Raw genomic sequence first — 11,980 nt, forward strand, 5'->3', positions numbered from 1 at the left:
TCGGGTGGTCGGGCGCCCGATGACCAGCGCGTGCACACAGTGCTCACAAGTCGCGGAATTTGTCGACGTCCGCCGCGCGTTTATCCTTGCTAGCGATGCCCCTGTCAACCCGAGTGCCGCCGCGCACATCCGTCTACCTCGACCACGCCTCTTCGACGCAGATGCTGCCCGAAGCCGTCGAGGCGATGACCGCTGTCTTCGGTGCCCCGGGCAACGCCTCGTCACTGCACGGTTCCGGCCGAACCGCCCGACGCCGCCTCGAGGAGGCGCGCGAGGCGATCGCCGCGGCCGTCGGTGCACGTCCGTCGGAGGTCATCTTCACCGGCGGCGGCACCGAATCGGACAACCTCGCGATCAAGGGCATCTACTGGGCCCGTCGCCGCGCCGATGAGCAGCGTCGCCGCATCATCGTGTCGGCGGTGGAGCACCACGCGGTCCTCGACCCTGCCCAGTGGCTCGCGGCCGACGCCGGCGCAGAACTCGTGGTGCTGCCGGTCGACGCCGACGGCGTGGTCTCACCCGCCGAGCTCCGGGCCGAACTCGAGGCACACGCCGACCAGACGGCCCTCATCTCGGTCATGTGGGCCAACAACGAGGTGGGTTCCATCCAGCCCATCGCCGAGATCGCCGCGCTCGGAGCCGAGTTCGGCGTACCGGTGCACTCCGATGCCATCCAGGCCGTCGGCCACCTGCCGGTCGACTTCGCCGCCAGCGGACTGTCCGCGCTGAGCCTCGCCGCCCACAAGTTCGGCGGTCCGCAGGGCGTCGGCGCGCTGCTGCTCGGCCGCGAGGTCGCCTGCGTCCCGCTGCAGCACGGCGGCGGCCACGAACGGGACGTGCGGTCGGGAACCCAGGATGTCGCCGGCGCCGCCGGGATGGCCGCCGCTCTGACCTGGTGCGTCGAACACCTGGAGGAGAACACCGCCCGCGTGCGCGCCCTGGCGTCGCGGCTCTCCGAGACCCTGCTCGGTGTCGAAGGGGCGGTACGCAACGGCGCCGCACCAGATGCACGGCTTCCGGGAAACGTCCACGTCTCCTTCATCGGCTGCGAGGGCGACTCTCTGCTCATGCTGCTCGACGCCAAGGGCATCGAATGCTCCACCGGTTCCGCCTGCACGGCGGGTGTCGCGCAGGCCAGCCATGTGCTGCTCGCGATGGGGCTCGACATGGCCGACGCCCGGTCGTCGCTGCGGTTCTCGCTCTCCCACACGACCACCGACGCCGACATCGACGCGGTGGCGCAGGTCATCGACGAGGTCGTGGATCGAGCTCGCGCCGCCGGCCTCGTCTCCGCACCCGGCGGAAAGGTCTCGTGATGCGCGTACTCGCAGCAATGAGCGGCGGCGTCGACTCGGCGGTCGCGGCGGCACGTGCCGTCGACGCCGGGCACGAGGTCGTCGGCGTCCACCTCGCTCTCTCCACCGCGCCCGGAGCCCTGCGCACCGGATCGCGCGGCTGTTGCTCGCGGGAGGACGCCTCGGACGCCCGCCGCGCCGCGGACGTGCTCGGAATCCCTTTCTACGTCTGGGATTTCGCCGACCGGTTCAAGGACGACGTCATCGACGAATTCGTCGAGGCCTACGCCGCCGGACGCACCCCCAACCCCTGCCTGACGTGCAACGAGAAGATCAAGTTCGCCGCGCTCGCCGACAAGGCGATCGCCCTCGGCTTCGACGCCCTCGCCACCGGTCACTATGCGCAGCTCGTCGACGGCGAGCTGCGTCGCGCCGTCGACCACGACAAGGACCAGTCCTACGTGCTGGCCGTCCTGACGCGCGAGCAGCTGTCCCGCGCGCTGTTCCCGATCGGTGACACCCCGAAGGCCGAGATCCGGGCGGAGGCGGCACGCCGCGGTCTCGCGGTGGCCGACAAGCCCGACTCGCACGACATCTGCTTCATCCCCAGCGGCGACACCCGCGCCTTCCTCGGTGCCAAGATCGGCATCCGTCCGGGCGCGGTCGTCGACGCCTCCTCCGGCGAGCGCCTCGCCGACCACGAAGGAGTCCACGGCTTCACCATCGGACAGCGCAAGGGCCTCGGCATCGATGCGCCCGCAGCCGACGGCAAGCCCCGCTACGTCACCGAGATCGACCCGGCGTCGGGCACCGTCACGGTCGGCACCGCCGAGGACCTGCAGGTCTGGGGCATCACCGCGACCCGTGCGGTGTGGACGTCGGGCATCACCCCCGACGAGCCGTTCGTGGCCGTGGTCCAGGTGCGTGCACACGGCGGGCTCGCACCCGTCACCGCGACCCCGACCATCGTCGCCGGCGAACCCGCGATCGACATCGCCCTGCACGAACCGCTGACCGGCGTCGCACGCGGTCAGGCCGCCGTGCTGTACCTGCCGGACGCGGAGCACGGCGACCAGGTCGTGGGATGCGGGCGGATCGCGTCCACCTCGTCGCAGCCGACCGCCGTCGCGACTCGGTGACCACACCAGGCCTGCCCACCGGCGTCGGAACCGGCGTGGGCTCGATGCCCGGCACCGATCCGCGCGCGGCGGCCGCCGTGGTCAATGGTGAGCTCGACCTCGCACACCTCGTCGAACTCCCCGGTCGCGGGGCGGGTTCGGATCTGATCGGCCGGATGGCCGCGATCCTCGTCGACCTCCCGATGGACACCGCGACCTGGGGATACCGTCTGGCGCAACGGGAATCGCAACTGACCCGCCGCGCCCGCGACTTCCTCAAGGAGGATCTCGACGTCGTCGAGGAGCTATGGGAGACAGCGGGATTCGTCGGTACCGGGCGTCCGTTCAAGGTCCAGGTCGCCGGTCCGTTCACCACCTCGGCTTCTGTGGAACTGCCGAACGGCCATCGCGTGCTGAAGGATCCGGGAGCGGTCCGCGACATCGTCGCGTCGACTGCCGAAGGGCTCCGTGAACACGTCGGCGAGATCAAGCGCCGCCTCGGCGCACAGGTCGTCGTCCAGATCGACGAGCCGATGATCGGTCGAGTCATCGACGGAACCGTCAAGCCCCTCACCCGGTTCGACCCGATCCGGGCGGTCCCCGCCGTCGAGGCGGCGCGGGCCCTCACCGAACTCATCGAACACGTCGACGCGCCGGTGGTGCTCCACGACTGCAACCGGCCCCGCTGGGACCTCCTCGAACACCTTCGGGGCGTGGCGTACTCGATCGACGTCACCGCACCCACCGACGCCGACCTCGACGGCATCGGGATGCTCATCGACCGCGGGGACATCCTCGTGGCCGGCCGAATCCCGTCCACCGCGCCGAAGCGACCGGTGAACGCCGACACCGTCGCGACCGACCTCGCCGCCATCACCGATCGCATCGGCCTCAGCCGAAAAGTGTTGTCCGAGAACGTTATCGTCACACCGACCTGCGGTCTCGCCGGGGCGTCGGAGAGCTGGGCGAAAAAGGCTCTCGCGGTGACCGCCGAAGCGGGTCAGCTGCTCGGCACCGACCCGACCGCGCTCTGACCTCCTGGAGCCGGTGCCCTGGAAGCTCTGCGGAACGCCGCCTGCCGGAACTATCCTGCGAGGGTGCCGCATCCGATCATGTTCGACGACGCGGACCTGATCCTGGGTCGCGTCCGCGAGATCGCGCTCGCGCTGCCCGACGCCACCGAGGTCGTCGCGCACGGTCGCCCGACGTTCCGGTGCGGCAAGATGTTCGCCAACTACGGCGGCGGCCTCAAGGGTGGCAAGGTCCGCTATGACCAGTCGATCCTGTTCATCCCCGACGAGTCGGAGAAACCGGCCCTTGAGGAGGACCCGCGGTTCTTCGTGCCCGCCTACTACGGCCCCTACGGCTGGCTGGGCCTGATCCTCGAGGACACCACCGACTGGGACGAGGTCGCCGAACTCCTCGACGCGAGCTACCGGCAGGTCGCGCCGAAGCGGTCCCTGGCCAAGCTCGACGGCTGAGGTTCTGTGGGTTTGAGGGCATGCCCCGAGACTCTCCCGTGACCGGCGGCGAGGTGCTCGGAAGACTCAGACCCACACATACCCCCGGATTCTCGTCCCCGTGACAGGCACCCGAGGGCAAGTTGCCCTCGACAGTCACTGAGGGGGACGAGATTTCGCGTCCGGCGGAACTATCCTGCGAGGGGCCGCATCCGATCATGTTCGACGACGCCGACCCGATCCTGGGTCGCGTCCGCGAGATCGCCCTCGCGCTGCCCGACGCCACCGAGGTCGTCGCACACGGCCGCCCGACGTTCCGGTGCGGCAAGATGTTCGCCAACTACGGCGGCGGTCTCAAGGGTGGCAAGGTCCGTCACGACCAGTCGATCCTGTTCATCCCCGACGAGGCGGAGAAACCCGCGCTCGAAGAGGACCCGCGGTTCTACGTACCCGCCTACTACGGCCCCTACGGGTGGCTCGGACTGATCCTCGACGGTGACACGGAGTGGGACGAGGTCGCCGAACTCCTCGATGCCAGCTACCGGCACGTCGCGCCGAAACGGTCCCTGGCCAAGCTCGACGGCTGACCCTTCGAGACGCCCTCCGCAGGCTCCGGGCTCCTCAGGGAGCAGAGAGGCGAGCCTGTCCGAGCACTCCGATACCCTCGGGACGTGGCAGAAACAACGGAGTCGGGGGCCATCGAGCAGTCGGGACCCGAGGCAGACCTGCGCGAGGAGTGGGCGGCTCTCGCCGAGGAGATCCGCGACCATCAGTTCCGTTACTACGTGAAGGATGCGCCGGTCATCACCGACGGCGAGTTCGACGAGCTGCTGCGCCGCCTGCAGGATCTCGAGGAGCGCCATCCCGAGCTCGCCACCCCCGATTCGCCGACCAAGCTCGTCGGCGGTGGTTTCTCGACCGCATTCTCCCCGGTCGACCATCTCGAGCGGATGATGTCGCTGGACAACGTCTTCGACTACGAGGAGATGACCTCCTGGGTCGAGCGGGTCAACTCCGACGCCGGCGTCGAGGCCGAGTTCCTCTGCGAACTCAAGATCGACGGGGTCGCGTTGGCGCTGGTGTATCGCAACGGTGTCTTGGAACGCGGCGTCACCCGCGGCGACGGGCGCACCGGCGAGGACGTCTCCCTCAACGCCCGCACCATCGAGGACATCCCGCAGCGCCTCACGGCCTCCGACGAGTACCCGATCCCGGACGTCCTCGAGGTGCGCGGCGAGGTCTTCTTCCGGGGGGAGGATTTCGAGGCGCTCAACGCGTCCCTGGTGGCCGACGGCAAGCCGCCGTTCGCCAATCCTCGCAATTCGGCGGCCGGTTCGCTGCGTCAGAAGAACCCGCAGGTCACGGCTCGTCGCAAACTGCGGATGATCTGTCACGGTATCGGTCACACCGAGGGCTGGCGGCCGGAGTCGCTGCATGATGCGTATCTCGCGCTCGGTGCATGGGGACTGCCGGTGTCGACGCACACCACCAAGGCTTCGGGCGCTGCCGAGATCCTCGAGAAGATCTCCTACTGGGGCGAGCACCGTCACGACGTCGAGCACGAGATCGACGGCATCGTGGTCAAGGTCGACGACTTCACCCTGCAGCGCCGCCTCGGTTCCACCTCGCGTGCACCGCGATGGGCGATCGCCTACAAGTACCCGCCGGAGGAGGCCACCACCAAGCTGCGCGACATCCAGGTCGGCGTCGGACGCACCGGTCGCGTCACACCGTTCGCGGTGCTCGAACCGGTCCTCGTCGCCGGCTCGACCGTCTCCCGGGCCACCCTGCACAACGGCTCGGAGGTCAAGCGCAAGGGCGTCCTCATCGGCGACACCGTGACCATTCGCAAGGCCGGCGACGTGATCCCCGAGGTCCTCGGACCGGTCGTCGACCTGCGCGACGGCTCCGAGGTCGAGTTCGAGATGCCCGAGCGCTGCCCGGAATGCGGTACGCCGCTACGTCCGGAGAAGGAATCCGACGTCGACGTCCGGTGCCCGAATCAGGAGAGTTGCCCGGCACAGTTGCGGGAGCGGCTCTTTCACCTCGCCGGGCGCGGCTCCTTCGACATCGAGGCGCTCGGCTACGAGGCGGCGACCGCGCTGCTGTCGGCCAAGGTGATCCGCAACGAAGGAGACCTGTTCTCCATCACCGCCGACGATCTCGCCCGCACCGATCTGTTCACGACGAAGGCCGGCGCGCTGTCGGCGAACGGAAAACGTTTGCTGGCCAACCTCGACAAGGCCAAGGACGTCGCGCTGTGGCGGGTGCTGGTGGGTCTGTCGATCCGCCATGTCGGTCCCACTGCCGCGCGCGCGCTGGCCACCGAGTTCGGCTCGCTGGAGGCCATCGAATCCGCCGACGTCGAACAACTGGCCGACGTCGAGGGCCTCGGCATGACCCTCGCACAATCGATCCACGACTGGTTCACCGTCGACTGGCATCGCGAGATCGTCGAGAAGTGGCGTGCGGCAGGCGTTTCCATGGAGGACGAGCGTGACGAGTCGATCGCGCGAACGCTCGAGGGCAAGACCATCGTCGTGACCGGATCGCTGGTGGACTTCTCCCGTGACGGCGCCAAAGAGGCGATCCTGCAGCGCGGGGGCAAGGCGTCGGGTTCGGTGTCGAAGAAGACCGACTACGTGGTCGTCGGCGATTCGCCGGGAAGCAAGGCCGACAAGGCCGAACAGCTCGGCGTCCCGGTACTCGACGAGGACGCGTTCAAGCGACTGCTGGAGACCGGCAGTCCTGAGTAGACGGGGTCACCGCCAGACGCGGCCGGCAGATCGGTGATGCGTTCGCCTGGTAGCACTGCCACGAAGAACAGGCAGCGTCAACCGTTCAGCGCCTTGTCGAAGGCGCGATATGCCCGCGGGTCGAACAACACGAACCGGATCTCCGTCATCATGGTGTCGGCGGACCGGACCGTGCCGACGGCCCGGCGTGCGCCGTCGTCCATCGGCCAGCCGTAGACGCCGGTCGAGATGGCCGGGAAGGCGATCGTCGATGCACCCAATTCGTCTGCGACACGCAGAGATTCACGATAGCAGGAGATCAGGAACTCGGAACGGTCCTCGTCGTATGAGTGCACCGGCCCGACGGTGTGGATGACCCAGCGTGCGTCCAGATCGCCCGCAGTGGTGGCGACCGCCTCACCGACCGGGAGACCGCGCTTGTAGCGACCGGCCCGGAGGTCCTTGCACTCGGCGAGAATCGCGGGACCCCCGCGACGGTGGATGGCCCCGTCGACCCCGCCGCCGCCGAGCAGCGTCGAGTTGGCGGCGTTGACGATCGCGTCGACCGACTGAAGGGTGATGTCTCCCTGCACGAGCGTGATGGAGGTCATGGCTCCATCATCGCGCTATCCGTCGGCGCGCAACACCGTACTGACGATGCCTGCCAGGTAGCCGAGCCGGGCGACCTCGGATGGCCGGAAATCGGGTCCGCCGATGCGGCCGAGCAGGACCGCCTTGTCGTTGGAGCCGATGGGCGCCGCGGCGAGTCGGGTGTCCATGTCCTGCCAGGCACCCGGTACCCAGTCGCCCTCCGCGTCGAGCTGTGCCGCATGCTCCAGCGGCAGCCAGTCGGCCCGGGTGAGCGGGGTTTCCGGCGCCCCGGAGGAACCGAACAGCTGCAGTACGCCGCCGCTGGCCTTGGTGATGACCATCGCCCAGGACACCCGCAGTACGCGCGGGGCGTTGTCGACGAGGACCTGGAGGCGGTCGTTGCGCTTGGCGGTGGCGACCTGGTCGACGAGTTCGAGTTCACGATGGGTGTCGAGCACACCGGAGTACGGGCGGATGGAATCCACCCGGACGCCGTTGACCTTCTCGGCGGCCGTGATCAGGCTGTCGGGCAGTGAGCCCGGCGGGACCTCGACGACGAGGTCGTCGACTGCGTAACCGTTGCCGCGTTCGACCACCTCGAGAGACAGGATGTCTGCACCGACCGAACCGAGTTGCACGGCGAGCACGCCGAGACTGCCGGGACGGTCCTCGAGGTAGACGCGCAACAGGTAAGACACGTGGGCCATTCTCGCACTCGTGAGGGTCGGGCGCGCACCGCCGGGGAGGGGCGGACCGAGCCCGGGCGTGCAAACGGTGGCTGAAGTGAGTCGGATCGGCGCGTTCCCATAGGCTGGAGAGGCACATCTGCGTCGCGAAGGCGCCGCGGTGGGCATTCATTCCCGAGCAAGTGATGGTGAGAAAGGGCGATGACGGTGGCTGGCGAACCGAAGTCCATATCGCGAGAAGAGGTCGCGCACCTGGCGCGATTGTCGCGACTGGCGCTGAGCGAGGACGAACTCGATGTCTACGCCAAGCAGCTGGACTCCATCCTGACCCACGTCGCATCGGTGTCCGAGGTGGCTGCCGACGACGTGCCCGGCACCGCCCATCCGGCCGAGCTCGCCAACGTGCTGCGCCCCGACGTCGTCGTGCCCGGTCTGAGCACCGACGCCGCGCTGTCCGGTGCGCCGGCCGTCGAGCAGGACCGTTTCGCCGTTCCGCAGATCCTGGGAGAAGAGCAGTGAGCCCCGCGTCGCACGCCGCAGCGCCTCGTCCCGCCGGTGACCTGACCGGTCTGTCCGCCGCCGAACTCGCCACCAAGATCGCGACCCGCGAGGTCAGTTCGGTGGAGGTCACGCAGGCACACCTCGATCGCATCGCCGAGGTCGACGGTGAGCTCGGTGCCTTCCTGCATGTCAGCGGCGCCGAGGCGCTCGTCGCCGCCAAGGCTGCCGACGATGCGATCGCCTCGGGCGACGCGGTGTCGTCGCTCGCCGGTGTGCCCATCGCGCTCAAGGACGTCTTCACCACCACCGACGCCCCCACCACGTGCGGTTCCAAGATCCTCGAGGGATGGGTGCCGCCCTACGACGCCGCGGTCACCGAACGTCTCCGCGCCGCGGGCATCCCGATCCTGGGCAAGACCAACATGGACGAGTTCGCCATGGGCAGCTCGACCGAGAACTCCGCCTACCAGCTGACCCGAAACCCGTGGGACCCCACCAAGATCCCGGGTGGCTCGGGTGGTGGCAGCGCCGCGGCACTGGCCGCGTACGAGGCGCCGCTGGCGATCGGCACCGACACCGGTGGCTCCATCCGTCAGCCGGCCGCGGTCACCGCGACCGTCGGCGTCAAACCCACCTACGGAACCGTCTCGCGCTACGGGCTCGTCGCCTGTGCGTCGTCGCTGGACCAGGGTGGCCCGTGTGGTCGTACGGTTCTCGACACCGCGATGCTGCACGAGGTCATCGCCGGGCACGACCCGCGCGACTCGACGTCGATCAACGTCCCGGTGCCCGACGTGGTCGCCGCCGCCCGCGAAGGTGCCGAGCAGGACCTCAAGGGTGTCAAGATCGGCGTCGTCACCGAACTGCAGGGCGAGGGCTACCAGTCGGGCGTGCTCGACTCGTTCCACCAGGCCGTCAAGCTCCTCACCGAGCGCGGCGCCGAGGTCGTCGAGGTCAGCTGCCCGCACTTCACCTACGCGCTCGGCGCCTACTACCTGATCCTGCCCTCGGAGGTGTCGTCGAACCTCGCACGCTTCGACGCCATGCGATACGGCCTGCGTGTCGGCGACGACGGGTCGCATTCGGCCGACGAGGTGATGGCACTGTCCCGCGAGGCCGGGTTCGGACCAGAGGTCAAGCGCCGCATCATGATCGGCACCTATGCGCTGTCGTCGGGTTACTACGACGCCTACTACGGTCAGGCACAGAAGGTCCGCACCCTGATCTCGCGCGACTTCACCAACGCCTTCGAGAAGGTCGACGTGCTGATCTCGCCGACCACGCCGACCACCGCCTTCCCGATCGGGGAGAAGGTCGACGACCCGCTGGCGATGTACCTGTTCGACCTCTGCACACTGCCGGTGAACCTGGCCGGGATCGGCTCGATGTCGGTGCCGTCGGGTCTGTCCGAGGACGACGGCATGCCCGTCGGCCTGCAGATCATGGCGCCCGCCCTCGCCGACGATCGGCTCTACCGCGTCGGCGCGTCGTATGAGGCGGCTCGCGGCGCGATCATCTGAGGTCATCGCGGCAGGCCGGTAACCCACGTGCCTGCTCCGCCCCGTAGCGGTGTCCGACGCCGGTGGGCCCGTCGAGTGCGGCCAGCAGGTCGACGCTGGTCTGCAGGAAGCTGATCACCGGCAGCCAGGGGACCTGGGGTACCCGGGGTCCGCCGAGTACGGTCCCGTCCGGCGTCGTCGCGGGACGCCACAGCGAGCTGAGCGACCACCGGATCACCGGATCGGTGCGATTGGCCACGACGACCCGCGGTGAGTCCGACTCCGCGGCCACCGTCTCGGCGGGCGGTGCGGTCAGCACGGTCTCGGCGAGCAGTCCCGGGTGGCGGTCCTCGAGCCAGGTGCGGGCGGCGTCGGCGCCGACCGCGCCCAGGCTCTGGCCGTAGAGCACCAGCAGGGGCCGGTCACCTGCGGGTCGGCCCTGCAACACCTCCGCGACCTCGCGAACCAGCGCGATCGACGACTCCGTCGCCGCGGCGTCGTCGGAGATGAACGCCTGCCACGACGGGACGTCGGCGTAGGGGAGCGCCAGGATTCGGACGTCGGCGCCGAAGCGGTCGACGAAGCCGGTGACCGCGGCCGGGTCGACCCAGCCCGATCCGGTGGGGACGGCCACGATCACCGCCCGCGCCGACAGTCCGTCCCCGGACACCCAAGACTGCACCAATCGTGTTGCCGGAGCAGTGAATTCCGGGGCCGAGAGCTTTCCGCGCAACAGTGTCCCGGACTCGGAGACGGCGACAGTCCGCGGCAGCGGTTGCGCCTCGTCGGCACCCGCGGAGGCTGGGGTGAGGAGGCCCGCGGTGAGCGCGACCGCCGCCGCCGCGATGACCGCGGTGACACGAGGGACGACCACGGTTGCGGCAACGACCGCGACGGGTGCGAGCGTGGCGCCCGCCCACCAGTCGGGGCCGACCGGCAGTGCACCGACGGCAGCACGGATCAGGTTCTGCCACCACACTGCCAGTCCCGCACCGCCGGCCGCGACCAGCACGCCGACACCGAGGACGTCGCGTCGTGTCTGCCCATCCGGTTGCCCGTGGCGTCGGGATACCCATCGCGCCAACAGCATTCCGATGACCGCGCCCAGTGCCGTGACGCCGGTCGTCACGACCGTGGTCGTCATCGCATCGCGCGGAAGTGTGCCAGGGTGGAGGGCGACGAGATATGCGACGACGACGCTGATCACGAGGACAGGGTGAGGCAGGTGTCGCCCGGTGTGCGCCGACGTTGGTGCGGGCGAGGCCATCACGAGAGCTCCTCGGTGGTGGTCCCGGTGCGGGGGTGCCGGTCGACGAGTGCGCGTTCGACCGTGGTGGACACCAGTTGCGGGATCGATTCGTGCCGGGTCGGCGGTCCGCCGAACTGACGCCAGGTGTTCCAGGACAAGCCGATCCGGGCGACGCGTGCCGCGGCGTCGCACGCCGGGTTGCTGCACGAGCGCTGCATCGCGTCGATCAGCATGCGGTCCAGGGCGAACCGCGCCCACGAGCCCAGTGGACGACCGTCGGTGGCCGCCGCACGCAGCAGGTCGTAACCGAGATCATGGGTGCGGCAGAGCGGTGTGAACCGGTCGGGGAGCGGTACCGGGGACGAGCAGTCGCCGTTCGGGTCGCTGGGCACACCCGCCACGACGGCCGGCGTGTAACCCATGTGCACGTCGAAGGTCGCGGGCAGAACGCCCATCGTCGTGGCCGGGGCAGGCCCCGTCAGCGCCACGACGGCGGCGGCGTACGGGTTGTCGGCGTCCTCCGGGTCGGGGACGACCACACCCGTGGTCGAAATGACGTCACCGGCGACCGCGTGCGCCGTCGACATCCACTGTCCGGCAAGGAGAACGGTCAGTGTCAGTGCGGCGACCAGCCAGCGGTGCGGACGTCGTGGGCGTGTGCGACCGGCATGATCGGTGAGTTGAGAAGTGTTGGCCGAAGGACATTTCCGCAGTGGACCTGAAGGGTTCATGGGCATTGACGCTAGGGAGCGCAACCGCCTGGCCACATCGCTCCGACGGGCGGTTCCCGCTCACCGGTCGGGGCGGGGATCCGGAGTGCGGACACCACTCGGGAACGAGTGCATC

Annotated in this window: 12 protein-coding genes; 8 read left to right on the forward strand and 4 right to left on the reverse strand. The window is 69.2% G+C overall.

All coding sequences use genetic code 11. The features are described 5' to 3' along the window. The first annotated feature begins 95 nt into the window (after positions 1 to 95). From C5O27_RS11200 to ligA, 6 genes are all read left to right on the forward strand, one after another. Entirely contained in the window at positions 96 to 1,316 is a 1,221-nt protein-coding gene (locus C5O27_RS11200) for a cysteine desulfurase family protein (protein ID WP_127962730.1), read from the forward strand. After that, entirely contained in the window at positions 1,316 to 2,434 is a 1,119-nt protein-coding gene (mnmA, locus tag C5O27_RS11205) for a tRNA 2-thiouridine(34) synthase MnmA (RefSeq protein ID WP_127962731.1), read from the forward strand. The genes C5O27_RS11200 and mnmA overlap by 1 nt, the downstream gene beginning before the upstream one ends. Continuing rightward, positions 2,380 to 3,447, forward strand: a complete 1,068-nt coding sequence (locus tag C5O27_RS11210; protein ID WP_006359404.1) for a uroporphyrinogen decarboxylase/cobalamine-independent methonine synthase family protein — start codon at positions 2,380 to 2,382, stop codon at positions 3,445 to 3,447. Before mnmA ends, C5O27_RS11210 begins: the two co-directional genes overlap by 55 nt. Positions 3,448 to 3,510: 63 nt before the next feature. Beyond that, positions 3,511 to 3,894 (forward strand): MmcQ/YjbR family DNA-binding protein, encoded by a 384-nt coding sequence (locus C5O27_RS11215; RefSeq protein ID WP_127962732.1) that lies wholly within the window; start codon positions 3,511 to 3,513, stop codon positions 3,892 to 3,894. A gap of 197 nt (positions 3,895 to 4,091) precedes the next feature. Continuing rightward, positions 4,092 to 4,460 carry an MmcQ/YjbR family DNA-binding protein gene (locus tag C5O27_RS11220; protein WP_127962733.1) on the forward strand — a complete coding sequence of 123 codons (369 nt, stop codon included), beginning with the start codon at positions 4,092 to 4,094 and terminating at the stop codon, positions 4,458 to 4,460. Between the two features lie 84 nt (positions 4,461 to 4,544). Then, entirely contained in the window at positions 4,545 to 6,629 is a 2,085-nt protein-coding gene (gene ligA, locus C5O27_RS11225; protein ID WP_075863821.1) for an NAD-dependent DNA ligase LigA, read from the forward strand. Between the two features lie 77 nt (positions 6,630 to 6,706). On the opposite strand, the gene C5O27_RS11230 is transcribed toward ligA, so the two are convergent. Then, positions 6,707 to 7,219: an O-acetyl-ADP-ribose deacetylase gene (locus C5O27_RS11230; RefSeq protein WP_006359400.1), complete on the reverse strand. Its 513-nt coding sequence runs from the start codon at positions 7,217 to 7,219 to the stop codon at positions 6,707 to 6,709. 15 nt (positions 7,220 to 7,234) lie between these two features. After that, complete coding sequence (locus C5O27_RS11235) at positions 7,235 to 7,906, reverse strand: ACT domain-containing protein (RefSeq protein WP_127962734.1); 672 nt, start codon at positions 7,904 to 7,906, stop codon at positions 7,235 to 7,237. Between the two features lie 186 nt (positions 7,907 to 8,092). On the opposite strand from C5O27_RS11235, the gene gatC reads away from it, so the two are divergent. Together gatC and gatA are read left to right on the forward strand one after the other, a co-directional pair. Further along, the gene (gene gatC, locus C5O27_RS11240) at positions 8,093 to 8,404 is read left to right on the forward strand and encodes an Asp-tRNA(Asn)/Glu-tRNA(Gln) amidotransferase subunit GatC (RefSeq protein ID WP_006438859.1); all 312 of its coding nucleotides are present in this window, start codon (positions 8,093 to 8,095) and stop codon (positions 8,402 to 8,404) included. Continuing rightward, positions 8,401 to 9,906, forward strand: a complete 1,506-nt coding sequence (gene gatA / locus C5O27_RS11245; protein ID WP_035751243.1) for an Asp-tRNA(Asn)/Glu-tRNA(Gln) amidotransferase subunit GatA — start codon at positions 8,401 to 8,403, stop codon at positions 9,904 to 9,906. The genes gatC and gatA overlap by 4 nt, the downstream gene beginning before the upstream one ends. On the opposite strand, the gene C5O27_RS11250 is transcribed toward gatA, so the two are convergent. Continuing rightward, on the reverse strand, positions 9,899 to 11,092 hold the full coding sequence (locus C5O27_RS11250) for an alpha/beta-hydrolase family protein (RefSeq protein WP_425269558.1): 1,194 nt from the start codon (positions 11,090 to 11,092) through the stop codon (positions 9,899 to 9,901). The two genes, gatA and C5O27_RS11250, sit on opposite strands and share 8 nt — an antisense overlap. Before the next feature lie 59 nt (positions 11,093 to 11,151). Continuing rightward, complete coding sequence (locus C5O27_RS11255; RefSeq protein WP_244216500.1) at positions 11,152 to 11,865, reverse strand: hypothetical protein; 714 nt, start codon at positions 11,863 to 11,865, stop codon at positions 11,152 to 11,154. Between the last annotated feature and the right edge of the window lie 115 nt (positions 11,866 to 11,980).

The sequence above is a fragment of the Gordonia alkanivorans genome, from assembly GCF_004011905.1.
GTDB lineage: Bacteria > Actinomycetota > Actinomycetes > Mycobacteriales > Mycobacteriaceae > Gordonia > Gordonia alkanivorans.